This is a genomic window from Fictibacillus tiangongensis (assembly GCF_048083785.1).
Lineage (GTDB): Bacteria > Bacillota > Bacilli > Bacillales > Fictibacillaceae > Fictibacillus.
In genome coordinates, this window is the sequence record NZ_CP182294.1 from 2551067 (window position 1) to 2573943 (window position 22877).

The 22877-nt window shown below is 39.4% G+C and carries 25 protein-coding genes, 1 tRNA gene and 1 riboswitch; of the genes, 7 read left to right on the forward strand and 19 right to left on the reverse strand.

Annotated elements, in window-relative coordinates:
- Positions 1 to 68 precede the first annotated feature (68 nt).
- Positions 69 to 2630: a vitamin B12-dependent ribonucleotide reductase gene (locus ACNJYY_RS13750; RefSeq protein WP_416728948.1), complete on the reverse strand. Its 2562-nt coding sequence runs from the start codon at positions 2628 to 2630 to the stop codon at positions 69 to 71.
- A gap of 362 nt (positions 2631 to 2992) precedes the next feature.
- Positions 2993 to 3829, reverse strand: a complete 837-nt coding sequence (locus ACNJYY_RS13755; protein WP_416728949.1) for a lipoate--protein ligase family protein — start codon at positions 3827 to 3829, stop codon at positions 2993 to 2995.
- A gap of 149 nt (positions 3830 to 3978) precedes the next feature.
- On the opposite strand from ACNJYY_RS13755, the gene ACNJYY_RS13760 reads away from it, so the two are divergent.
- Entirely contained in the window at positions 3979 to 4356 is a 378-nt protein-coding gene (locus ACNJYY_RS13760) for a rhodanese-like domain-containing protein (protein WP_416728950.1), read from the forward strand.
- Between the two features lie 46 nt (positions 4357 to 4402).
- Here ACNJYY_RS13760 and gcvPB read toward each other — a convergent pair whose 3' ends face one another.
- The 3 genes from gcvPB to gcvT are packed head-to-tail and all read right to left on the reverse strand — an operon-like array spanning position 4403 to position 8328.
- Positions 4403 to 5866: an aminomethyl-transferring glycine dehydrogenase subunit GcvPB gene (gcvPB, locus tag ACNJYY_RS13765; RefSeq protein WP_416728951.1), complete on the reverse strand. Its 1464-nt coding sequence runs from the start codon at positions 5864 to 5866 to the stop codon at positions 4403 to 4405.
- Complete coding sequence (gcvPA, locus tag ACNJYY_RS13770) at positions 5842 to 7206, reverse strand: aminomethyl-transferring glycine dehydrogenase subunit GcvPA (RefSeq protein ID WP_416728952.1); 1365 nt, start codon at positions 7204 to 7206, stop codon at positions 5842 to 5844. The genes gcvPB and gcvPA overlap by 25 nt, the downstream gene beginning before the upstream one ends.
- A gap of 21 nt (positions 7207 to 7227) precedes the next feature.
- Positions 7228 to 8328, reverse strand: coding sequence for a glycine cleavage system aminomethyltransferase GcvT (gcvT, locus tag ACNJYY_RS13775; RefSeq protein ID WP_416728953.1), 1101 nt, complete (start codon positions 8326 to 8328; stop codon positions 7228 to 7230).
- A 177-nt stretch (positions 8329 to 8505) separates the two neighbouring features.
- A riboswitch (glycine riboswitch) is annotated at positions 8506 to 8591 on the reverse strand.
- Between the two features lie 117 nt (positions 8592 to 8708).
- Here gcvT and ACNJYY_RS13780 point away from each other — a divergent pair.
- Together ACNJYY_RS13780 and ACNJYY_RS13785 are read left to right on the forward strand one after the other, a co-directional pair.
- Positions 8709 to 10406, forward strand: coding sequence for a DEAD/DEAH box helicase (locus tag ACNJYY_RS13780; protein ID WP_416728954.1), 1698 nt, complete (start codon positions 8709 to 8711; stop codon positions 10404 to 10406).
- Positions 10375 to 11151 carry a YqhG family protein gene (locus tag ACNJYY_RS13785; protein ID WP_416728955.1) on the forward strand — a complete coding sequence of 259 codons (777 nt, stop codon included), beginning with the start codon at positions 10375 to 10377 and terminating at the stop codon, positions 11149 to 11151. Before ACNJYY_RS13780 ends, ACNJYY_RS13785 begins: the two co-directional genes overlap by 32 nt.
- 46 nt (positions 11152 to 11197) lie before the next feature.
- Here ACNJYY_RS13785 and ACNJYY_RS13790 read toward each other — a convergent pair whose 3' ends face one another.
- Genes ACNJYY_RS13790 through comGA form a run of 9 tightly spaced genes read right to left on the reverse strand, consistent with a single transcriptional unit; the run spans position 11198 to position 15917 of the window.
- The gene (locus ACNJYY_RS13790; protein ID WP_416728956.1) at positions 11198 to 11386 is read right to left on the reverse strand and encodes a YqzE family protein; all 189 of its coding nucleotides are present in this window, start codon (positions 11384 to 11386) and stop codon (positions 11198 to 11200) included.
- Positions 11387 to 11431: 45 nt separating this feature from the next.
- A complete protein-coding gene (locus ACNJYY_RS13795; protein WP_416728957.1) occupies positions 11432 to 11950 on the reverse strand; it encodes a shikimate kinase in 519 nt (172 codons plus the stop codon).
- Positions 11951 to 11952: 2 nt separating this feature from the next.
- On the reverse strand, positions 11953 to 12327 hold the full coding sequence (gene comGG / locus ACNJYY_RS13800; protein ID WP_416728958.1) for a competence type IV pilus minor pilin ComGG: 375 nt from the start codon (positions 12325 to 12327) through the stop codon (positions 11953 to 11955).
- Positions 12320 to 12817, reverse strand: a complete 498-nt coding sequence (locus ACNJYY_RS13805; protein WP_416728959.1) for a competence type IV pilus minor pilin ComGF — start codon at positions 12815 to 12817, stop codon at positions 12320 to 12322. The genes comGG and ACNJYY_RS13805 overlap by 8 nt, the downstream gene beginning before the upstream one ends.
- A complete protein-coding gene (locus ACNJYY_RS13810) occupies positions 12744 to 13076 on the reverse strand; it encodes a hypothetical protein (RefSeq protein WP_416728960.1) in 333 nt (110 codons plus the stop codon). Before ACNJYY_RS13810 ends, ACNJYY_RS13805 begins: the two co-directional genes overlap by 74 nt.
- The gene (comGD, locus tag ACNJYY_RS13815; RefSeq protein ID WP_416728961.1) at positions 13060 to 13518 is read right to left on the reverse strand and encodes a competence type IV pilus minor pilin ComGD; all 459 of its coding nucleotides are present in this window, start codon (positions 13516 to 13518) and stop codon (positions 13060 to 13062) included. Before comGD ends, ACNJYY_RS13810 begins: the two co-directional genes overlap by 17 nt.
- Positions 13515 to 13817 (reverse strand): competence type IV pilus major pilin ComGC, encoded by a 303-nt coding sequence (gene comGC, locus ACNJYY_RS13820; protein ID WP_416728962.1) that lies wholly within the window; start codon positions 13815 to 13817, stop codon positions 13515 to 13517. Before comGC ends, comGD begins: the two co-directional genes overlap by 4 nt.
- A gap of 11 nt (positions 13818 to 13828) precedes the next feature.
- Positions 13829 to 14860: a competence type IV pilus assembly protein ComGB gene (comGB, locus tag ACNJYY_RS13825; protein ID WP_416728963.1), complete on the reverse strand. Its 1032-nt coding sequence runs from the start codon at positions 14858 to 14860 to the stop codon at positions 13829 to 13831.
- Complete coding sequence (gene comGA / locus ACNJYY_RS13830) at positions 14811 to 15917, reverse strand: competence type IV pilus ATPase ComGA (RefSeq protein WP_416728964.1); 1107 nt, start codon at positions 15915 to 15917, stop codon at positions 14811 to 14813. The genes comGB and comGA overlap by 50 nt, the downstream gene beginning before the upstream one ends.
- A gap of 123 nt (positions 15918 to 16040) precedes the next feature.
- Here comGA and ACNJYY_RS13835 point away from each other — a divergent pair.
- Positions 16041 to 16115: transfer RNA gene (locus tag ACNJYY_RS13835), tRNA-Gln, on the forward strand.
- Between the two features lie 37 nt (positions 16116 to 16152).
- Here the strand turns inward: ACNJYY_RS13835 and ACNJYY_RS13840 are convergent.
- Entirely contained in the window at positions 16153 to 16542 is a 390-nt protein-coding gene (locus ACNJYY_RS13840; RefSeq protein WP_144699100.1) for a Spx/MgsR family RNA polymerase-binding regulatory protein, read from the reverse strand.
- Positions 16543 to 16727: 185 nt separating this feature from the next.
- On the opposite strand from ACNJYY_RS13840, the gene ACNJYY_RS13845 reads away from it, so the two are divergent.
- A complete protein-coding gene (locus tag ACNJYY_RS13845; RefSeq protein WP_066242314.1) occupies positions 16728 to 16976 on the forward strand; it encodes a DUF2626 domain-containing protein in 249 nt (82 codons plus the stop codon).
- Positions 16977 to 17009: 33 nt separating this feature from the next.
- On the opposite strand, the gene ACNJYY_RS13850 is transcribed toward ACNJYY_RS13845, so the two are convergent.
- Positions 17010 to 18095 carry an SAM-dependent methyltransferase gene (locus tag ACNJYY_RS13850; RefSeq protein WP_416728965.1) on the reverse strand — a complete coding sequence of 362 codons (1086 nt, stop codon included), beginning with the start codon at positions 18093 to 18095 and terminating at the stop codon, positions 17010 to 17012.
- Positions 18096 to 18097: 2 nt separating this feature from the next.
- Positions 18098 to 18730 carry an MBL fold metallo-hydrolase gene (locus tag ACNJYY_RS13855; protein ID WP_416728966.1) on the reverse strand — a complete coding sequence of 211 codons (633 nt, stop codon included), beginning with the start codon at positions 18728 to 18730 and terminating at the stop codon, positions 18098 to 18100.
- A 71-nt stretch (positions 18731 to 18801) separates the two neighbouring features.
- Between ACNJYY_RS13855 and ACNJYY_RS13860 the strand changes: the two genes are divergently transcribed.
- Together ACNJYY_RS13860 and ACNJYY_RS13865 are read left to right on the forward strand one after the other, a co-directional pair.
- The gene (locus ACNJYY_RS13860) at positions 18802 to 19230 is read left to right on the forward strand and encodes a hypothetical protein (RefSeq protein WP_416728967.1); all 429 of its coding nucleotides are present in this window, start codon (positions 18802 to 18804) and stop codon (positions 19228 to 19230) included.
- A gap of 86 nt (positions 19231 to 19316) precedes the next feature.
- Entirely contained in the window at positions 19317 to 19502 is a 186-nt protein-coding gene (locus tag ACNJYY_RS13865; protein ID WP_066242324.1) for a DUF2759 domain-containing protein, read from the forward strand.
- A gap of 97 nt (positions 19503 to 19599) precedes the next feature.
- On the opposite strand, the gene ACNJYY_RS13870 is transcribed toward ACNJYY_RS13865, so the two are convergent.
- Together ACNJYY_RS13870 and ACNJYY_RS13875 are read right to left on the reverse strand one after the other, a co-directional pair.
- A complete protein-coding gene (locus tag ACNJYY_RS13870; RefSeq protein WP_416728968.1) occupies positions 19600 to 20793 on the reverse strand; it encodes a M14 family metallopeptidase in 1194 nt (397 codons plus the stop codon).
- A 102-nt stretch (positions 20794 to 20895) separates the two neighbouring features.
- The gene (locus tag ACNJYY_RS13875) at positions 20896 to 22809 is read right to left on the reverse strand and encodes an LTA synthase family protein (RefSeq protein ID WP_416728969.1); all 1914 of its coding nucleotides are present in this window, start codon (positions 22807 to 22809) and stop codon (positions 20896 to 20898) included.
- Between the last annotated feature and the right edge of the window lie 68 nt (positions 22810 to 22877).

Consider the following 22877-nt stretch of genomic DNA (forward strand, 5'->3'; position numbering starts at 1 on the left):
GATTTAGTATGTGCTAATATCGACAAAAGAAAAGGGAAGGAACTTTTCCAGTTCCTTCCCTTGCTTTCTTATAATCCGCATTTTAATTGAGCATTACAATTTGTACACGTGTTACAGCCACCGATTTCTTTTACTTTCCCTTTTCGACATACCGGGCAAGTGTTCCCAACTTCGTTACCGATGGTTACATCTGTAGAACGAAGATCAGTAATCGTATCTAAAATAACAACTTTGCTTTTTTCTTCTTCCATACCAAGATCGATCTCAGTTTGTTCAAATGTCTCTTCTGCTTTTAGTGTAAGAACCTGTGAGTCGCGGCTTCCATCAACGTAAACCGTTCCACCTTTTGCTCCACCCTTATAAAGGCGTTCGTAGACTTTTTGAACTTGATCCACCGTATAACCTTTCGGAGCGTTAACCGTTTTTGAGATTGAGCTGTCTACCCAACGCTGGATGACACATTGCGTATCTGCATGTGCTTCCGGTGCAAGCTCCATTGCAGCCACAAACCATTCAGGAAGCTCATTTTCGTTCGCTTCTGGATTGCTGTCTAAATATTCTTTTACGATATCAGCTTTTACTTCAATAAACTTTCCAAGACGACCACTGCGGAAGTATGAGAATGAGAAGTAAGGCTCTAATCCTGTAGAAACGCCAACCATGGTTCCTGTGGATCCAGTTGGAGCAACAGTTAACAAGTGAGAGTTACGAATCCCGAATTCTAAAATGTCTTTCCGTAGATCTTCAGGAAGCTTTTTCATATAACCCGTTTCAGTAAATCGTCTACGCAACTCGTTAGTCGACTCATCTGAATCGCCTTCTAAGAATGGGAAACTTCCCTTCTCTTTTGCAAGCTCGATGGAAGTGCGGTAAGCCGTAACAGCAATCGTCTCAAAAATTTGGTCAACAAGCTTATTTCCTTCTTCAGATCCGTAAACGGTCTCGCAATAGATTAAAAGGTCATGAAGTCCCATTACACCAAGTCCTACACGACGTTCCCCTAGTGCTTGGACACGGTTTGGTTCTAAGAAGTATGGTGTTGCATCAATTACGTTGTCCTGCATACGTACGCCAACTTCAACCGTTTGTTTCAGCTTATCAAAGTCGACCGTTTTGTTTTCTTTGTCAGCCATGTTTCCAAGGTTGACTGCAGCAAGGTTGCAGACACTGTACGGTGCAAGTGGTTGTTCTCCACACGGATTCGTTGCTACAACCTTTTGTCCATAAGCGGTAGCGTTCGTCATGTCATTTGCATTATCAATAAAGAAAATACCTGGCTCAGCAGAGTATGTTGCGCAAATGTTGATCAAGTTCCACAGTTCACGCGCTTGAATTCGTTTGTAGACGCGAATACCATAGCCTTTCTCTTCCCAAACACGAACATCTCCGACTTCATGCCACTCGTTGTTGTATGCTTCCATCTCTTCTGGCGTGTAAGCTTCAACACTTGGAAAACGCAAAAGATATTCAGTATCATTTTCTACAGCTTCCATAAATTCTTTTGTGATCGTAACTGAGATATTTGCTCCAGTTAAGAACTCAGAATTATGAACGCTGTATGTTCCTCCATCTCGAAGCATTGTTTCTGCATCGCGTAAAACGTCAGAATCAAATCCACCTGTTCCTGGAATATCCTTATAGCGAAGGATTCCTTCATACATCGCTTTTTGAGCTGGTGTCAGCGGTGTGAATTTTAATTTATCTTGTGCAACTTGTTTGATCTTCTCGTCGTTCGTATTTTCAATCAAGTAACGTAAAATGCGAGGATTTTGCATCTTTGAAATAATGAAATCGATGATGTCAGGATGCCAGTCGGCCAGCATGATCATCTGGGCCCCCCTGCGACTTCCTCCCTGCTCAACCAGATGCGTTAACTTCGCGATGTCATCCAGCCAGGATACAGATCCAGATGATTTCCCGTTTACGCCTCTAGCTAGTGCGTTCTTCGGTCGAAGTGTAGATCCGTTCGTCCCAACTCCGCCGCCGCGACTCATGATCTCCATAACTTGCTTACGGTGATCTGAGATGCCTTCACGCGAATCTTTTACATACGGCATCACGTAACAGTTGAAATACGTTACATCCGTTTCTGCGCCTGCGCCATATAAAACGCGGCCAGCGGGTACAAAATTCATCTCTGAAAGTTCTTTGTAAAACTTTTGGAATGATTCTTGGCGCTTTTCTTCCGTTGTCTCCACAGATGCTAACCCTGTTGCATTTCTCAGCGCGATCTGCTCGTAGTAAACTTCTAACGGCTTGTCCATCACATCAAGTGAACGTGTGATCAAGCCAGATTCAGCTTCTTCCGGCTTCTCTAGTACAGCTTTAAACTCATCTTCAACTAATACGACTGCGTTTTTATCGTCCCAATTGACAGATTGAATATAACCTAGCCCTCTTGCCGGAAATTTCGGATCCTCTTTTACCGTTAATACAACAAAATCACCTGGTTTTAACGTTTTCTTCTCTGTGTCTTTAAAGCTGTATCGGTCTAGCATGACCAGCCGAGAAACACCTTTATGTGTTGTTTTCATCGTAGAAGTTACGGGGTGTACTTGTGGAAATTGAGCTATATCACTATTGAGAGCATCAATGTTAATACCCTTTTTAACAGTTGCGACTGTGTCCATATTTCTCCTCCTCAATTCAAATCACATACGGATGCATATCTATATCTTGTATGTATAAGTTCTACCCTTATACTATATATACGTAAACCTCATGTCAAAGAAAAAAAATTGTCAAACTTAAAATCATGAGGATTTTACAGCAATCCCTTGATTCTTGTAAATTTATGATGATTTTATTAATGAATTGGCTTTATTCTAGATTTGTATAATTTGGTAGTTTTAAAAAACCGTACAAACTCTTGGTTTTCAAAAATTCCTGCTATTTTTCAAAAAAAATTAATATCTTGACATCTTTTTTTCTGATCTTTACAGAGCAAAAATAAAAAATCGAGATCTCTTGTTGAGATTTCGATTTTTTACTATTATCGTCTGAACGTCCAATCGTTGTTGCGATAGCGGGTCTCGGCTATGTGTTCAACCTCTGCCCACTGATCTTCTGTAAGTGTATAAGGTACAAGATTTACGTTCAAACCATCCTCGAAGCCTTTTTTAAAGGCAATCTTCGCGTCTTCAATTGTAACAGGAACATCTAGGAGTGCGTTCACTGCTACAGCTTTTTTCTTAAATGCGGTTTGCATTCTTTCTCGTAATCTGTCGCTGGAATACTTAAACAGATCGAACAGTTTGTCTTCATCTAGGTCCAGAAGAATCGATCCGTGTTGCAAGATCACACCTTTTTGCCTCGTTTGAGCACTTCCCGCTACTTTTCTTCCTTCTACCACTAATTCATACCAAGAAGGAGCGTCAAAACAAACTGCTGATCGGGGATTCTTCAATCCTTCACGCTCTTCTTCTGTTTTTGGAACCGCGAAGTAAGCATCGAGGCCTAAACCTTGAAACCCTTCTTTTATTCCTTCTGAGATCACCCGATAAGCTTCAGTTACACTTTGTGGCATATCTTTGTGTGATTCAGATACGATGACGCTATATGTGAGTTCTTGATCATGAAGAACTCCGCGTCCTCCTGTTGGCCGTCTCACAAAGCCCAGTCCATATTTTTCTACAGCTTCAAGGTTAATCTCTTTTTCTACTTTTTGAAAGTATCCAATAGATAGCGTAGCTGGATTCCATCCGTAAAAGCGGATAACAGGCGGAATCTTTCCTTCACTGTGCCATGTTAGAAGTGCTTCGTCCATTGCCATATTAATTGCAGGTTCGCAATTTCCAGAATCGATATAATACCAGTTTTCTTTTTCCACGTTTTTCGTCTCCCTGCCATTCATTCGTAACTAGTGTACCAAATTCGGGGATTGTGTCAAAACAATCGCTTAAAGTCAGATTTTTCTTTTGCCTATATAGCCGAGCACAGCTATAATTGTGGTAGATTGTTTAAAGGAGTGCAAGCGTTATGTTATGGATAGTTTTAGCAGGAATTGTAGTAGCATTATTGGCGTATGTAATTGGTATGGGGCTTTATCAAAAAAGATTTCTAACTACGTTGAACGAAGAAGAGTTTAAAGCTGGTTATCGAAAAGCACAACTGATCGATGTTCGTGAGCCTGAAGAGTTTAAAAAAGGACATATTTTAGGAGCACGCAACATTCCTCTCTCTCAAATGAGACAGAGATTAAAAGAAGTGCGCAGCGATCAGCCTGTTTATCTATATTGTGAAAGTGGATTCAGAAGCGCTCGTGCAGCCAATTTTCTGAAAAAGAAAAAATACGGCCAGCTTCATCACCTACATGGCGGCTTCCGCAAATGGACTGGCCGTGTAAAATCAAACTAATATCAAAAGCAGCTCAGGAAAATTTCCAGAGCTGCTTTTTTGCATTTTAAACTTGTTTTGAATATTTTAAGATTGGCTTTCTTGCAGCTGTTGCTTCATCCAGTCGTTTAACAACGGTAGTATGAGGAGCTTCTTGAACCAATTCAGGTGTTTCTTCTGCTTCTTTTGAAATCTGAATCATCTTCTCAATAAATTCATCGAGTGTTTCTTTTGATTCCGTTTCTGTCGGCTCGATCATGATCGCTTCTTCTACACTTAACGGGAAGTAGATCGTTGGCGGGTGGTAGCCAAAGTCTAAGAGACGTTTTGCGATATCAAGCGTTCTCACGCCAAGTTTCTTCTGGCGGCGTCCAGATAATACGAACTCGTGTTTACAATGCTGCGTAAACGGTAGATCGAAATGAGGCTCAAGTCGGCGCATCATATAGTTCGCGTTTAACACGGCGTTCTCTGATACTTGATGTAATCCGTCTGGCCCCATCGTCATGATGTACGTAAACGCACGTACGTTAATGCCGAAGTTACCATAAAAAGGCTTTACTCGTCCGATCGATTGCGGGCGATCATATTCAAACTTATAAAGATCGTCCTCTTTAACGAGAACTGGTTTTGGCAAGAATGGGATCAGATCTTCCTTAACTCCTACTGGTCCTGATCCAGGTCCGCCACCACCGTGAGGTCCTGTAAATGTTTTATGAAGATTTAAGTGAACAACGTCAAAGCCCATGTCTCCAGGTCGCGCAAATCCTAATATCGCATTTGCGTTAGCTCCATCATAGTAAAGCTTTCCGCCAGCTTCATGGACGATCTTTGCCATTTCTAGAATATGTTCTTCGAAAAGACCAAGCGTATTTGGATTTGTAAGCATTAGTGCCGCCACATCTTGATCGACAACTCTTTTCAAATCTTCGAGATCAACAAGTCCGCGCTCATCTGATTTCACCGTGATCGATTCAAAACCGGCAACCGTTGCAGAAGCAGGATTTGTACCGTGTGCTGAATCAGGAACGATTACTTTTGTACGATTGAAGTCACCATTGGCTTCATGGTAAGCACGGATCATCATTAGTCCTGTCCATTCACCATGTGCACCTGCAGCTGGTTGAAGCGTCACTTCATCCATGCCTGTGATTTCAGCCAGTGATGTTTGCAAGCGGTACATCATCTCCATCGCACCTTGAACCGTCTCTTCATCTTGAAGAGGGTGGATGTTTGCAAATCCAGGGAAGCGCGCTACATCTTCATTAATTTTAGGATTATATTTCATCGTACATGAACCTAGTGGATAGAAACCAGAATCCACACCATGGTTACGATTGGATAACGCTGTGTAATGACGAACGATCTGAAGCTCTGACACTTCAGGAAGATCCGCTTCTTCTGTACGCAAATAATCGGAAGGGATGATAGATTCTACGTTAATCTCCGGTACGTCAAGTTCAGGGATGCTGTATCCTACTCGACCTGGTTTAGACAATTCAAAAATTAATGACTGATGTTCTGTACGCATGCTAATCCCTCCAATACATTTGCAAGCTGATCGATCTCTTCTTTTGTTCTCATTTCCGTTACTGCTAGAAGCATATGGTTCTTAAGTTCTGAATACGAAAGACCCAAATCATATCCACCGATGATGCCAGATTCTAATAGTTTTCTGTTCACTTCTTTCGCTGTACATTTTAACTCAATGACAAACTCGTTAAAGAAAGGTCCCGTGAATGCAGTCTTGAATCCTTTTTCTTCAAGGACTTTTTTCGCATAATGAGCTTTTTGTATATTTTGGTGTGCTACTTCTTTCACACCTTGTTTTCCGAGTGCCGTCATAGCGATGGAAGCTGCGAGTGCGTTAAGCGCTTGGTTTGAACAGATGTTACTCGTCGCTTTGTCACGTCTGATATGCTGCTCTCTTGCTTGAAGAGTAAGAACGAATCCGCGCTTTCCGTCTTCATCAACCGTTTGACCTACTAAACGGCCGGGAACTTTACGCATCAATTTTGTTTTTACGGCAAAATATCCACAGTGTGGTCCGCCAAATCCTTGTGCGATTCCAAACGGCTGTGCATCACCGACTACGATATCAGCACCAAACTTGCCAGGAGGAGTCAATGCACCAAGTGCTAAAGGATTTGAAGAAACTACGAACATTCCTTTTGCACTGTGTACGATTTCTTCGATGTCTTTTAACGGTTCGATCTGACCGAAGAAGTTTGGATATTGAACGATCACACACGCTGTTTGTTCATCAACTTCAGCACGCAATGCATTTAATGAAGTAACACCATCTTCTGTATCCACTTCTACTACTTCAAGATGCTGCCCTTTTGCGTAAGTTTGCAGAACAGCACGCGATTCTGGGTGTACGGATTTAGATACAACGATTTTCTTTCTGCGCGTCTGAGCTGCTGATAATAATCCAGCCTCCGCAAGCGAAGTTCCACCATCGTACATAGAAGAGTTAGCAACATCCATACCTGTTAGCTCACAGATCATCGTTTGGAACTCAAAGATCGCTTGAAGTTCACCTTGAGAGATCTCCGGCTGATATGGCGTGTAAGCTGTGTAGAACTCTGAACGAAGCAACATGTGATTAACGATCGATGGTGTGTAGTGATCATAAACACCTGCTCCTAAGAACGAAGCATGATCTTTTGTATTTTTGTTTAACGCAGCCAAGCGGCCCATCTCTTTAACTAGTTGAGGTTCTGACAAAGCTTCCTCGATCTGTAAGCGTCCTCTGAACCGAACTTCTTCCGGAATATCCTGAAAAAGATCTTCTGTCGTTTCAATTCCAATCGTTTCAAGCATTTCCTTTTTGTCTTGATCAGTCATCGGCAAATAGCGGAACGTCATGGTTTCTCCCCCTAAAATGTCTTATTTTCCTCGTTTATAAAATGGTGAAGCGACTACTTTTGCTTTTAAACGTTTTTGACGAATCTGTACCTCTACCTCTGTTCCTAGCTCTGTGAAATCTCTCTCAAGAAGAGCAAGTCCTAGATTCTTCTTCAAAGTTGGCGACTGTGTTCCCGTAGTAACTTCTCCGATTTTCACATCACCTTTAAACACCTCGTAATGTGATCGTGGAATGCCTTTATCAATCATTTCGATTCCAACCAGTTTGCGTGGGGCGCCATTCTTCTTTTGATCAGCTAAAATTTCTTTTCCAATAAAATCTGCTTCTTTATCTGTTTTTACTGCGAATCCAATACCCGCCTCTATCGGAGTAATTTCCTTTGTTAGTTCTTGACCGTATAGAGCAAGCTTTGCTTCAAAGCGTAACGTATCACGCGCGCCAAGCCCTGCAGGAAGCAACCCATCTTCAGCGCCTGCTTCAAGTACAGATCTCCACAGTTTTTCAGCCTGTTCCGTCTTTAAATAGATCTCAAAACCATCTTCTCCTGTGTAACCTGTTCGAGAAACAAGAGCAGATATTCCGGCTAGTGAAACATCTTCTTTAAAACGGAAGAATCCGATCTCAGAAAGATTAGTATCCGTTAGTTTTTGTAGAATTTCTTCTGCTTTTGGTCCTTGAATCGCGAGCTGCGCATATTCAGGAGATACGTTCACTAGTTCTACACCTTCAGGCTTCTTGCTCATAAGCCATTCGAAATCTTTTTCAATATTTGAGGCATTCACAACGAGTAAGTAATCGTTTTCATCTCTTTTATAAACTAAAAGGTCATCTACTGTACCGCCGTTCTCATAGCACATAGCTGTATATTGCGCTTGACCGTTTTGAAGTTTGGAAACATCATTGGTCATTGTATATTGTAGAAACGATAGAGCATTTGGTCCTCTAACATCAAATTCTCCCATGTGAGAGACATCGAATAGACCAGCTTTCGTCCTAACCGCTTCGTGTTCCTCTTTAATACTTGAGAACTGAACAGGCAACTCCCAACCGCCAAAATCAATTACTTTTCCACCGTGTTCTTTGTAAGTCTCAAATAACGGTGTTCGTAACAATGTAGCCATGTGAACTCCTCCTTTTTCATACTTAAAAATTTTCGGACTTTTCTGGACAAAAAAAGGACAGAAAGACCCCTTAAAAATGGGATCCTCTGTCCTGCAACCTGTAAGTTTCTCAAGTAAACTCCCTTGAGTTTCTTCGTTGGTGGCTTTCATCTATTAAAAAAGCACTCTCCAGAGATGCGTCTAGCAAGAGTCTTTTTGCCTGAGAGTTTCACAATTGTTTGCTCCTTCGGCGCCGCTAACGCAGTCTCTCCTCTTACTTTCATTCGCGAGTATGTTATTGTCCAAGGTCGCACATACTATTACTATGTTTACTACATTATTATCCTATCATTATTACAAAAGGAATGGCAACGAACTTTTTTAAAGAAAGGAAATCCGTTATGAAAATCGACGTTCAGTTTCAGCGAGAATGGCATGATGACTTCTTAAAGCGTGTGGATGAAGATGGACCTTGGGCCAATTGGGAATTATATAATTTAGCTCTTGAAGCAGAACACCACTTAGCAATTCCTGATTTCCTAGGCCTTCAAGCTCCAGATCACCTCCCACAGATGACTTTTTTGCCTCATCAGCTGGACGTTGCGACTACCGTTATTGAACAGATGAACGGAAAAGCAATCTTGGCAGATGAAGTAGGACTAGGAAAAACGATCGAAGCAGGATTGATTCTAAAAGAGTACATGATACGCCGGCTTGCTAAGAAAATTTTGATCCTCGTTCCAGCTTCACTCGTTATTCAATGGACGAACGAGTTGAATCAGAAGTTCTTTATTCCAGCAATCGCTCAAAAAAAAGCGTATGTATGGGAGCAATGTGATGTAGTCGTATCTTCCATTGATACGGCAAAACGCGCACCGCATCGAGACATCGTTCTTAATCAAGACTATGATCTAGTTATCATCGATGAAGCACACAAATTAAAGAACAAGAAAACGAAAAACTATGAATTTGTACAGTTATTAAAAAAGAAGTTCTGCTTATTATTAACAGCTACTCCGGTACAAAACAGAGTTGAGGAGATTTTTAATCTTGTATCTTTATTAAAGCCTGGCCATCTAGGAAACCGAGAAAACTTTGACAAAGATTATAAAGAAGATAAATATTCACTTAAAAATGAAGAAAAGCTGAAGCAGCTCGTAAACAAGGTGATGGTCCGTAACCGGCGAGAAGAGACTGGGCTGAAATGGCCGAAGCGTCTTGTACAAACTATTCCTATTACATTATCAAAAACAGAACGTGATCTATACGATGAAATCTCTCAATTAAAAAAAGACTCTTACTTTGACCGAAGTAAATTTTCTATCGTCACCCTGCAGCGGGAAGCATGCAGTTCGCGGGAAGCTGTTTTTCTAACTTTGAAAAATATGCTTCAAAAGGATGTTTCAAACTCGTTAATGGAACAACGAATCTTAGAGCTAATGAAAAAAATTGAACTTGTTGATCAAAACTCTAAAGCTCTAAAAGCGTTAGAACTGATTCAATCGATCGATTCCAAGGTCATCATTTTTACAGAATATCGTGCGACACAACTTTATTTACAGTGGTTTTTACAGCAGCATGGCATCTCTTCTGTACCGTTTAGAGGGGGATTTAAGCGAAGTAAAAAGGACTGGATGACGCATCTCTTTCGAACAAGAGCACAAGTGTTGATCGCAACGGAAGCCGGTGGTGAAGGAATCAACCTTCAGTTCTGTCAACATATCATCAATTACGATCTGCCATGGAACCCGATGAGGATCGAGCAGCGGATCGGACGTATCCATCGTATCGGACAGCAAGGGGACGTTCATATCTATAACTTTGCCACTCAGAATACGATTGAAGAGCACATCTTAAACTTGCTGTATAACAAGATCAACCTTTTTGAGAGTGTCATTGGGGAACTTGATGAAATCTTAACAAAATTTGAGATCAAGAACATAGAACGCCATATCGCAGACATCATGAATACGTCTGAGAGTGAAGGAGAGATCCGAGTAAAGATGGATAATCTGGCTTCCTTGATCAACCTTGATGGCGGCATCAAACAGAAAGGATGGGAAGAGCATGCAGCAGCACGAGATTCATCGCTTTCTTGAGCGATATTTTGATGCGAACGAATGCAGAATTCAAGAGAAAAACTTTAGTTATATGAAAGTTCAATTGACCACTGAACTTGATAAAGTTTTAATGAACCGTCCGTTCTACTGGCACTATCTCGAAAAAACGGGAGGTACCCCGAATCCGATGACATTGACTTTAGTTACAGGTCAACAGCAAGCTCCTGATGGAAAAGGTGAATTTATCCACTTTGGTTCACCTAGACTTCATCAGATCTTTGGATCGACAAAGAAGCTCGCCTCTTTTATTCGACTGTATGAATCTGTTCCTCAGCAAGGAGCACAGGTCCCTCTGCAACCCTGGTTATGTTTGAACGTTAAAGTTACGTATCAGTGTGATCAAAAGAAAGATCAAGTACTTTCATATGGGATACAACTGATCAACGGGACGATTGAAGATCACTTTCATCAACGTCTTCAAAAGATGCTGTTAACGAAGAGAATTCCTGATTTTTGTTATACCCTCTCTCCGTTCATCAAGCCACAGAGTGCAATAAAAAGATTAGAAAATCAAATACAGGAAGTTATTGATAGAGATGATCACACGTGGGCCGAGGACGCAAAAAAACGTTGGAATGAAGACCTTGAACTATTAGAGAGTTTTTATGAAGATTCAATAACAAAACCTGAAGCCTATCATATTGAAAAAGAAGCACTTCGTACACAATATGAGCCACAGATCATTGTGGAGATCATAAATGGCGGACTTTTCTATCTTGCATAAAAAATAAGAGCTGGGAACTGTATCCCGGCTCTTCCTTTTTCCAGCCTTATTTCTTTTTCTTTCTTCGGAACGCTAGACCGAGTCCCATCGGAACGACCCCAAATAGATAAGTAAGCAAAGGTTCACGTTCATTTTTTTTAGTGATACGCCTTTCCTTTCTTACTGATTTTGGTTCATCCAAATATTTGACGACCCTCTGTGTAAGAAACTTGATAACATCTGATCCCGCAGCCATTGGCAAAACTCCCTTTTAGAAGCAATCACTTTCTAGTTTCGCCAATTATTGTATGTTTAAACGACTTAACTTTTCTAAAATTTGGTCACATACTTCTTCTGTTGTTAATGGATCTGTAATAACCTCGATATCACTTTTTTCATAATGTAAACTTCTTTCGTTAAAGAGTTGCTGAACTTCTTCTTTTGTTGAAGTTAATAGGATGGGCCTCTTGTTTCTTTCCTCTTCTGTCATCAACCTACTCCAAAGAACGGGAAAACTTGTTTTTAAGTAGATGACAATCCCATTGTTCTTCATGTACATTAAGTTTTCTTCCCTTACTACCGCACCCCCTCCAGTCATGACAACAGCATGTTGTACGGGGAGCTGGCGAATGGCAAGAGACTCGTAATTACGGAACGCCTCCTCCCCTTCGTTCTTAAATATTTCTCTTATCGTTTGTCCTCGATCATTTTCCACTGTCGAATCAACATCATAAGGAGGAACTTCTAAACGTTTTGAAAGCTCTCTTCCTACAGATGTTTTTCCACAACCCATGAAACCGACTAAATATATGGTGTTCAATTTTAACCCTCCACCCATTTTGTAACGCTTTTCTGGGTTACATTATAATACACTTTTACCTTTTTTGTAGACTGTCGAGTTGTAACAGCTTCAACCGTAAACATCACTTCATTAACAGATGTTTTCGTAAATACAACCTTTAACTGTCCCTCGTTAACGTTTAGTCTGCGTTCTGACGGATAATCCACGAGTTCTTCTACCCAAACAAGAGCACGATCCGCACCTTGCTGGATCAGACGGACTTGTCTAAGTTGTTCTTCCTGCATATAAACAAACTGTCGCTCTGACGCTACTTTTTCTGTTAGGTAACTAAAGAAAATCAATAGGATGAAGCTAAGCGTTAGAACGAGCGGATATATCATTCCTCTCTCATTCATGTCTCATTCTCCTAAAGCCACGACGAGCTTGGTTTCCTTCTTTATCCGTCAGCGTGACGTAAACATAACGCTCTTCTATTTCTTCTACTCTCATCTCTTGAATATTTTGAACCCAAACTTCGTGACCTAATCCATTAACTTGTTTTCGTATAAGAGAATGATAACGTGTGAAACTGATCACTTCACCGGTAGAGAGTGTAATGAACAACGCGTTGTTTCGCACCTCAAAAGTTGCAGCTTCTCTTATTTCTTTTCCGATCATAGAAAAAAACAATGCAGTTTCTTCAGATTGAACGGATTGAGGTTGTTTTTGTAGATGAGTTAACAACATTGTGATCATAAAAGTTGTTACGATCAAAATTCCTAATGCGATCATCGATTCTACGAGGGTATAACCGTTCTTGTTTGCGGGGATTTTAGAATGAACTCGCACACGTTGTATAATTCTTTTGGTTTGAACCTCTGAACGAAATACAAGTCTCGTATTCATCCGTCACACCTTTTCTTGTTAATAGCTGATACTCAATGCCGTTATCAAGCCAATAACGCTCATCAGGTATAAGCTGTGACATGCTTCTCATGCCAGCAGCATGGTCAGCTTCTGTCATCGCATATAGAAGCTGCTCTGATGTTCTTTGTTCTTGATATGAGATATAGATGAAAGGTAAACATATGGAAAATACTACTGAGATCAATACAAGACTAAACATAGACTCAATCAGTAGATAACCTTTATTGTTTTGCAACATAAAATTTACCTTTGCCCAATTGAAAAACCATCTTATAAGAAGAAGTAGCAGAGTGAACATAGAGAGTTCCCGCACGACTGATATTTCCATTCTGATTAAATTGCACAGATAGAAACATCGAATAGCTCTCAAACCAGATATGTTTTGGAAAATCCCTTTTTACAGGTTCTTTACTGCCGTTCCCTCTCACCTCGTATTTATGGTTTTCATTATCGATCGATAAGTTATAGACACGATTCTCATTTACTGCTTTTTGCTGCATGTGAACGATGTCTTTTTGAAACGTACGTATGAAATATTCGGTCTCCCGATTCTTTCTAAAACGATCATACGAAGGGTATGCAACCGCACTGATCATACCGATGATTAAAAGTACGATCATCATCTCGATCAAACTAAATCCTAATTGTCCCTTCTTTATTTTTTCTAACGGTTCGTTCACTCTTCATCGCTCACTGAAACGACTCCTTTACTATCGATAAGCAAAGGTTTTTTGTCTGGACAAGTTACGGTATCAATATATCCGCCATCCTTCAGTTCTTCTATCGTAGGCAGTGCATTTTTCTCTGCCTCGTACGCTCCTACTTGTCCTTGCACAAGATCGATGGTCGCTTCACACCCTAACGATTTTACGAGACTGTTATTCTTGGTCATACTCGGCAGAGCGATAAGCATCAGTACCGAAATGACCAAAAGCACGATCATCATTTCTATTAAAGTAAATCCTTTTTCATTATTCATATTCTTCCTCCTCATAATGCTTCCATGAGTTTAAACATAGGCAATAACATTGAGGCAAACTTTAATAGAACAAACACTCCGATCCCTGCAAATAGGATGGGTTGAATTCTTTGCAAGGAAGAATAAACCTTGTCTTCTAACTCTTTAAAAATCCATTCGCCATAAGAGATTAACTCTTTGCCGAGTTCTCCATGAGCTAATCCAAAGCGTACAATCTCAGCCAGTTCACTCTTAAAATAGGACTTTGCAAGCAAAAGCTCTGTTAGTTCGGATCCATTTAAGAGACCTTTCTGTAGCCTCTGGCTCTCTTCTTTAAAAAAACCTTTGTTTAAATGTTTCTCCATTACAAGAAGGGCATCAGATACAGACAAGCCGCTTTGCAGCATCGAGCCGAAGTTCACACTAAAGAAATGTGTGTTCATTAACAAAAGAAATTGTTTTAAGATGGGGATTCTCATAAGTAGATCCATCTGAGTAGAAGGCTTTGCTTTCTTTCTCATAACGATCATAACGATCCATGATGCGATGCCTAAAGTAAGGAAACACACTCCGATGAGTGGCATGCTTCCTAGAAACATAAGCATCCATTTCGTAAACAACGGGGTTTTAACATCTAATGATGAGAATAGGATAGAAAACTGAGGAAATAGAAATTGATAGAATACGATCCCGATCCATACGGTAAGGAACAGCAGGAATAGAGGATATCTAATGGCTTTGTTCAAACGGGCACGCCAATCAGCTTTTTTTCTCAAAAAATTTCCGTTCTCCATAAGACTTTTCGTCAAATTGCCATTCGCACTGTTAATGGATAATGAACTTACTATTTCTTTTGGCAATTGTAATGGTGAAAAGATCTCCATTACAGAATGACCAGAAGCAAGAATCTCCAGCATGTGATCAGCATCTTCTCGCCGTTTTTGTGGAAGCTGTGACCTGACGAGCTCTATGCTCTTGTTAATGGTATAGCCTTGATCTAACAAAAAGCCAAGCTTATAAAGAAAGATTCCTTGAGAAGCTTTTTTCCAGCCCCTTCTTATCACTTTGTGATTCTCCTCCCATCCATCTTTCGTAGCTCTCTTTAGTCACATAGCCTGCTGCATAAGCATGGTTAAAATAAAATGAGAGATTTTTGTAGGTAGTCTTTTCACGACTCACCTTATTTAACACAGTGATTAATTCCTGATTACAAAGCATCTCATAGATTCCTGCTCTTCTATACGTTCTAGACTTGAAACAAAAATCCACACAATTGTCCCCACAAAACGGACATGGTATTGAGATCAGACGCTGTGACACGATTCCCATCAACGTTTGTTGCAGTTCTGTTTCCTGAATACCAAATTCTCGAAAGCGCTCAATACAACCGATACAATCTGCAGCATGCATCGTAGACAGAACTAGATGTCCAGTCAATGATGCTCGAATAACGAGCCTCGCTGTTGCTTCATCTCTGATCTCACCGATCATGATCACATCCGGATCATGCCGTAAGAGTGACTTGAAACCTTCACCATATGTCAGACCTGCTTTTTCATTAATTTCCATTTGTAAAAACGAATCTACTTTTCGTTCTACGGGATCTTCCAGTGTTACCACTTGGCGTTTATAGTTTTTTTGCAGGTGATGAAGCAAGGAATATAAGATGGTGGTTTTACCTGATCCGGTTGGACCTGAGAATAATAATAGACCACTTGAACGTTTAATGAGGGATAAAAGTTTTTGAAACATGTGAGGAAAAAGGGATAGTTCATGAAGAGTTAATGTTTCTTGCTGAGGAAGCAAACGTATGACGAGTGATTCATTAAATGCGGAAGGTATAGATGAAAAACGAAGATGTACATTTACATTATTGATCATAACGTCCATTGACCCGCTCTGAGGCTTTCGATGTTCGCCAATGTCCATTCTTGCAGAATATTTAAAATGCGCAAGAACTCTGATGTACTCTTCTTGAGAAAGCATTCTGTGTTCAATCAGCCGATCATCTATACGAAATTGAACGATACCTCCCTTTTTAATCGGTATAAAATGAATGTCTGATGCTTTCTGAATAGATGCCTCATGTAGGATTGAATTTCCTAACAACTTAATCGGCAAGCACTATCATCTCCCTTTTATTTTATTGAATAATCATTTCTCTCATAAAACGACAATTCCTGCATTTTTTCAAAAAAGATATGTATATAAATTTCGACACAGCTCATACTAGTATTGTTGCATTGGGCTATAGCCAAGCGGTAAGGCAACGGACTTTGACTCCGTCATGCGTTGGTTCGAATCCAGCTAGCCCAGCCAAAAAAATAACACTCTTTAAAAGTAAAGAGTGTTTTGTTCAGGACACATGACTAGAGATGTGTTCTTTTTCTTTTGTTGCACATAGTTTTTTCATATCTCCAGGACTATAACCTGCTATGAGCTGTTTACCGTCTGTTACTAATGGTCTTTTTAACAGTTTAGGATTCTTAGTCAAGAGCGTTAATAGTTCATTTGTTGAAAGATCATAGATATCAACATCTAGTGATTTAAACGACTGACTTCTTTTAGCCAAGATATCTTCTGTTCCATACTTTGTAAGTTTTAATAGCTCTCTAAGTTCTTCAACAGTTGGGGTTTCTTTGAATAAATGTCTTTCATCAAACGAAACTTTATTTTGCTTAAGCCACATTTTCGCTTTGCGACACGAAGTGCAGCTAGGGTACGTGTAAAATGTTATAGAACTCATCAGACTCACTCCTTTTGGTTTACATTACCTTTAAAAGAGGCATAATAAACCAAAAAACAGCTAATATTCATGAATTATCTTTTAATTGTGTATTTATCCGCTTACAATTGTCATTTACAAGTGAGTGGAAACTCATATATAATACTAAAGGATACAAGTATTGGCGAAAAAAGGAGGGGATACATATGTCAAGAATGTATAAGGTTTTAGGATTCTGGACTGGAATCATCGGAGTCATGGCGTATCTAGGTGATATGCAAGACATGGCATTATTGTTCTTAGGACAAACGATTATGTTCGTTTCTTTAGGGTATTTGAACTTATCTGAGCGTATGTATATTTATATCTTTGGTGCTTATTTAACTGTTTTCTTTGTTGGTTTTACATACTGGTCAACGTTTATGATGACTCCTGGCGCCGGTGGAGGGCATTAATACGTTCTCTGAAGCATCAAAAAAAGCAGGCCGTTATAATACGGTCTGCTTTTTTTGTTGGATGACTTGAAATCCATTTGATAGAGAATGATCGAGTAAAAATGTACGGATGGCCCTATTTCTTTTATGCTCTAACGAGAATGGATCTCTACTTTGTGTATACTGTAGCAGCGTCAATAGTCCTTCTTCTAATAAGAAGTCTCCTTGATTCTTTACGATAAGTGTAGTAACGCCCTTATCATTTCCTACTCTTATCACTTGTTCCCAATCTACGTGATACGTTATATCCATCATCCCGGGAAATGCTAATGGATTGCTTTGTAATTGATGTCGAAAATAGCCCCTAATACTTCCTTCTTTTAAACGTATCGTGTTCCACTCTTCGCCTATCAGACCGTAATCGACAAAGAATAAGCAAGTCTCTCTTTCTATCCATTCGTATAGATTTTTAAGCCAAGATAGCATTGAAAAAGAAACTTCAAGTTCATTCGCTTTATCTCTAGAGCAAAAGATTTCATCTAACTTTTTTTGTAATGATGAATTCTCTACTTTCTTATAAAGAAAACGAAGTTCATCCGTGTTTTTTTGAAGAGATACTCCTTTTTCATACCATTCATCATTCTTTTGTTGAAAAATCCGAAGCGGAAACGCATCAAGAACTTCATTTGCAAATATAATCCCCCTAAATGATGGGTATCGCTCTATAAGTTCATTCAATGAACGTAGAATGGTAATAGGGTACTCAGCTAACTTCGCATCTAAAATTCGTCTATGATATGGACTAGGCTCTACAATGACATATGATATATGTTCGACTGATTGCGAAGACCAACTCTTTAGAACTTGCTGAGAAAAGTGACCGCTTCCTCCTCCAAACTCCACAACGATTGGCTGAAGGTTCTGATCCTCAATCGTTCTTATGAATAAGTCAGCCCACACTTTAGCAAATACATCAGACACAAGGCTAGCTGTATAAAAATCACCGTTCTTTCCGATCTTCGTGTTCTCTTTCATATAATAGCCCTCTAGCGGATGATACAGAGCGTGTTCCATATACTCTTCCATCGTTAGCCATTCACTATCTGCCAATTTTTTTTGAAGCAAACTCGGGTTAGGCACGATTAGAACCCGCTTAAGAATGGATTTGAGTCCATTTCCATTCCGATAGTTGTCTCAGGGCCATGACCTGATAACACGACCGTTTCTTCTGGGAGATTAAGAAGTTTTTCATGAATGCTATTGATTAATACTTCCTGATCCCCGCCATGTAGATCTGTTCTTCCAATGCTTCCTGCAAACAAAGCATCACCTGAAAAAACAGCACCACTGCTTCTTAAATAATACGAAACACTTCCTGGAGAATGACCAGGGGTTGTTAATACCTCAAATGAGAAGTTGCCGATCTTTAAGGTGTTGTCTGCATGCGTTAGAATATGGCTTGCTGGCTTAGCCGTTATACTTTGACCAAAATATTTTGATCCATTCTTTTTTGTGTCACTCAGCCAATCAGCTTCTTTTTTATGAACATATAACGGAATATTATATCTTTCACGGACGTCATCAACAGCTCCAATATGATCAAAATGAGCATGCGTTAACAATACGGCTAAAGGTTTTACTTTTAATGATTCTATAGTATGTATGATTCTATTTCCTTCACTGCCTGGATCAATAACCACTGCTTCATTATGATTATTGTAGATAATATATGTATTCTCTTGTACAGGTCCAACCGTTAATTTTTTCCACTTCATTTTCAAGCCTCCAATTGCAAGTTATTACTTTCTATCTTACACTAAAACAAACAATATTTCGGAGGAAACACATGAAAGTCTTTTTCGGATACGAAAATATGGATATGCCTGCTCCTATTTCTGTGCATGATCAACAAGAAGATTTGATCATTACTTCTCAAAGAGATGATGAACTTTTTGAAGCCATCCCTTTACTTTCCATCCACCCTTTCAGAAAGACTTTGTTATTTGAGGATTATGGGTTCACATCTGACTCAGATCTAACGTATCTTTATCTTGATATGATCTGTGTCTTTTATATCAAGGAAGGTGATGCGCAAGAAAAAGCAATGTTTTTACTTCAAACAGAAGAAGAATTAATTGTTGAGTTCACTGATAATGAACAGATGTTCTTGGTCGTTGGGAACCAGCATAAACCCCTTGTTAAAAAGTGGGCTTCTGCCTATAAACTAACAATTGAGTTCATTTTGTTCCAATGTGCACTCGACAAACCAGAATAAAACAAGTAAAATAATACAAGGTTATACCTGTGTGAAAGCGTTATACATAGGATTGGTATTACTCCAGAGCAAGGGGGCACAGAATAATGGGATTAGCCATTATATTCGGCTTAGTAGCTATTCTAGCTGCGTTGGGACTATTGCGTTCGTTAAAAATTAAAAATTTAATGGCAGCTGGTTTTGCTTTTTTAACGTTTGCAGTTTTTGGCTGGTTTACAGTCATGACTGTTCTGGACGTTTTAGTAGGCAGCGGCGGCTCTACAGGCCATTAAGAACTCAAAAAACCATCAGAATTTAATTTCTGATGGTTTTTTCTTTCTTTAACAACCATAAAGGTGAAGCGCTATTTCAAGAAGTCTCAATTTTATCTTACATGTAGAGAGCTGCTAACAAGATACCCCTTGTATCTTCATAAATCGTTTCAAACTGTCTTAATGGAAGCGGGTTAACCCCTATTCCAAGCTCTATCGTGAATCCCGGCTTTCTGTACTCTTGAATGAACCAATCTTTGTAACCAGCATAACTATCCACATACCTGATCGCTTTATAGCCGCTAACCCTTTCAAATTCAGCGGCGATCTCTCCCGAGACCGGCATAGGTTCTTCCCCTTCAAATCCCCAGTATAGTTCTTTTCCTTGTGTATGCAGAGCTACCACTCGATCAAATTGGTGCTTTTCTGTAATCTCGGCCATCACTATGGCTTCTGGTTCACTTAACGGAGCATTACCAGGATAATCTCTTGGGGCAGGTGAAGTTGGTTTTCTTACTTGTTCAAGCTCCCACCTTGCCGGAAATTGATTGTTGAGATCTACACCGCGAATATTTGCTTTCCAAGCAGAAAAGTCTTTGCTTCCTTTATTTAATTTTAATACAATCTCTCTCCATTCGGGATTTTCAGGGAGACCGTTCAAAGAGAGATCGACACCATCCGGATCGACCATAGGTACTGCATAAAGTGTAGTATTTCTATACAGGTCAGAAGCTTTGTGTCCATTCAAAACTTTATCACTTGATAGCGCAGCTGCATATTCATTAATAAACTTCATCAGAACTCCTGAAGTAATCCATTCGTTCCCATGAAACGAACCGTTAATGTGCACTTTCTTTTTTCCATTTCCTATTATAAGCATATCTATAGGTTTACCGAGAACTGATTTACCAATCTCCTGTTTTTTTATGAATGGATAAGCGTTAATAAGTTTATCCATATCATGACTCAGTGCAGCTGTATTGTACTTTCTCTGACACTTTATAGATGGATACGGAAGCATTCTAGGAATATTGATGATGTCCTTCGTAAATATCTCCTTTGGTTTCACAGTTGGATTAACTAAATATAATGCATCTAAAGGAATATCAAATTTATCTGCTATAGAAAAAAAAGTGTCGCCATTTTTAATCTTATATTTTTCTAAAAACATTCCAGGGATCTCTATACTCTCTCCTGCAATCATACTTGCTGCTGTTACGTTAGGATTAGCGTCTTTGATCAACACGTAAGGGATAGATAATAGACGTGAGTAGTACCAGAACGAATCGCCGTTACGCATGACAATTTCCAAACATAGCCCTCCCTTAAAACACTCTTCTTTAAGATGTATGTTCACGTAAAGCAGTTATGCAAAAAAAAAAGCACTCAACCGAAGTTGAGTGCTTTAATGTCTTTACTGTTTTTGCTTCTCTTCTTGTTTAACAGCTTGATCTTTTGCTTTATCTTTGTCGTAGAATCTTAGTAGATCTCCATAAATGATACGGTCAGACATATCAAGTTCAGTCTTAGCACGTTCACTGTATGGTTCACAAGCATTGTTCTCACCTTCAACAGGTTTGCCCGTTGATTTGTCATAACACTTACCATCTGTGAACACATTATCTTTAGTGATATAAGAATTGTCACGAAGAACAGCGAAATCTTCTCTATCTTTTGAGAACAAATCTGAGCCAAGCTGAATGTCACCTTTTGTATCAATGCCTAGCAAGTGAAGAATCGTTGGTTTAAGGTCGATCTGTCCACCAACTGTATCCATCGTCTTCCCTTTTTCACCTGGCATGTGAATGATTAATGGTACTTTCTGCAATTGAGTAGACTCAAAAGGAGTGATTTCTTTTCCTAAGAATTGACCCATCGCATCATTATGGTTTTCAGAGATTCCATAATGGTCACCATACATGATAAAGATAGAATCTTCATAGAGACCAGCTTCTTTAACATCGTCAAAGAATTCTTTTAAAGCTTCGTCTGTATAGCGAACGGTTGTAAAGTAACGGTTAACAGTTCCATCGTTAGACGTCCATTCTGGGATCGTTTCATCTTCCTCTTCTAATGTGAACGGGAAGTGATTTGTTAACGTAATATATTTCGTATAGAAAGGTTTGTTCATTGCTTGCATTTCTTTTAGATGTGGAATGGACTGTTTAAAGAAATCTTTATCTTTTAAGCCCCATCCAATTGAATTCTCAGGAGTTACTTCGAAATCTTTTAATGAGTAATAACGGTCGTAACCGAAATTATCATACATGATATCACGGTTCCAGAAACTTTTATTGTTAGCATGCTGTACGGATGAATAGTAACCTTGCTCTTTTAAGATTTCTGGTGTTGCATTGTATTGGTTCTGAGAATGTGTAAAGAAAACTGCACCACTTGGAAGTGGGTATAAAGAATTATCTAATAAAAACTCTGAGTCAGACGTTTTACCTTGCCCTGTTTGGTGATAAAAGTTCGGGAAGTAATAACTGTCTTTGATCAGGTCATTCATAAACGGTGTGATCTCTTTGCCGTTTACAGACTCATTAATAACAAAGTTTTGTGTTGATTCAACTGAAATGACGAAAACGTTCTTGCCTTTTGCTTTTCCGAACATCTCAGGATTTGGTTCTTTATAATTTGCACGTGAATAGTTCTCAACATCTGTAATTTCACTTCCATCAGCAAATGCACGCTGCGCTTTAGCTTTAGATTGGATAATGGAATCATAAATGTGATAGTTATATGATCCGATGTTTTTAATCAACATCTCACGGTCAAATGTACGAGTCAACAACTGTGGTCTTTCAGTTTCTGCGATACCAACATTCACGATAAAAAATACGATTGCAGCAGCAAAAGTAATCGTGATCTGCTTACGTGAAGCACGTGCAGGTCGGTAATCAGCTCGTCTCATGAAGTAAGCTAAGACAACGATGTCGATGAATACCAATAAATCAGTAGGTTGTATCAACTCAAATACACTATTACCTAAATCACCCATATTGCTCGTTTGGAACAAGACTGGAATGGTAATAAAATCATTAAAGAAACGATAGAACACCATATTGGCATACATCACAAAACTCATGATCGCACTGACTGCAACAATCATTCTTCTATGCGTTCTTCCTTTAAAATAAAGCGTTATTCCTAAGAAAAGAACAATCGAACTAATTGGGTTAATAAACAAGATTAACTCTTGAACTTTGTTGTCCATAGGCAGTTCAAATGCAGTTTTATAAATGACAAATGTTTTAATCCATAATAAAGCAATTGCGATAAAGAAAAATCTATATTCAGCAAAAGCTTGTTTCATTTTTTCTTTCATATGTTCTCTGACCTCCTCAATCAAAAAGAACTCTCGTTTTCAATTTATTCCCTCTTAACTAGTCTCTC

Excerpts from the sequence above, each read along its gene's own strand:
- ACNJYY_RS13750 (WP_416728948.1), bottom strand. The coding sequence starts at position 2,630 with ATGGACACAGTCGCAACTGTTAAAAAGGGTATTAACATTGATGCTCTC.
- ACNJYY_RS13760 (WP_416728950.1), top strand. The coding sequence starts at position 3,979 with ATGTTATGGATAGTTTTAGCAGGAATTGTAGTAGCATTATTGGCGTAT.
- gcvPB (WP_416728951.1), bottom strand. The coding sequence starts at position 5,866 with ATGCGTACAGAACATCAGTCATTAATTTTTGAATTGTCTAAACCAGGT.
- gcvPA (WP_416728952.1), bottom strand. The coding sequence starts at position 7,206 with ATGACGTTCCGCTATTTGCCGATGACTGATCAAGACAAAAAGGAAATG.
- gcvT (WP_416728953.1), bottom strand. The coding sequence starts at position 8,328 with ATGGCTACATTGTTACGAACACCGTTATTTGAGACTTACAAAGAACAC.
- ACNJYY_RS13780 (WP_416728954.1), top strand. The coding sequence starts at position 8,709 with ATGAAAATCGACGTTCAGTTTCAGCGAGAATGGCATGATGACTTCTTA.
- ACNJYY_RS13785 (WP_416728955.1), top strand. The coding sequence starts at position 10,375 with ATGCAGCAGCACGAGATTCATCGCTTTCTTGAGCGATATTTTGATGCG.
- ACNJYY_RS13790 (WP_416728956.1), bottom strand. The coding sequence starts at position 11,386 with ATGGCTGCGGGATCAGATGTTATCAAGTTTCTTACACAGAGGGTCGTC.
- comGG (WP_416728958.1), bottom strand. The coding sequence starts at position 12,327 with ATGAATGAGAGAGGAATGATATATCCGCTCGTTCTAACGCTTAGCTTC.
- ACNJYY_RS13805 (WP_416728959.1), bottom strand. The coding sequence starts at position 12,817 with ATGAATACGAGACTTGTATTTCGTTCAGAGGTTCAAACCAAAAGAATT.
- ACNJYY_RS13810 (WP_416728960.1), bottom strand. The coding sequence starts at position 13,076 with ATGTTGCAAAACAATAAAGGTTATCTACTGATTGAGTCTATGTTTAGT.
- comGC (WP_416728962.1), bottom strand. The coding sequence starts at position 13,817 with ATGAATAATGAAAAAGGATTTACTTTAATAGAAATGATGATCGTGCTT.
- ACNJYY_RS13840 (WP_144699100.1), bottom strand. The coding sequence starts at position 16,542 with ATGAGTTCTATAACATTTTACACGTACCCTAGCTGCACTTCGTGTCGC.
- ACNJYY_RS13845 (WP_066242314.1), top strand. The coding sequence starts at position 16,728 with ATGTCAAGAATGTATAAGGTTTTAGGATTCTGGACTGGAATCATCGGA.
- ACNJYY_RS13855 (WP_416728966.1), bottom strand. The coding sequence starts at position 18,730 with ATGAAGTGGAAAAAATTAACGGTTGGACCTGTACAAGAGAATACATAT.
- ACNJYY_RS13860 (WP_416728967.1), top strand. The coding sequence starts at position 18,802 with ATGAAAGTCTTTTTCGGATACGAAAATATGGATATGCCTGCTCCTATT.
- ACNJYY_RS13865 (WP_066242324.1), top strand. The coding sequence starts at position 19,317 with ATGGGATTAGCCATTATATTCGGCTTAGTAGCTATTCTAGCTGCGTTG.
- ACNJYY_RS13875 (WP_416728969.1), bottom strand. The coding sequence starts at position 22,809 with ATGAAAGAAAAAATGAAACAAGCTTTTGCTGAATATAGATTTTTCTTT.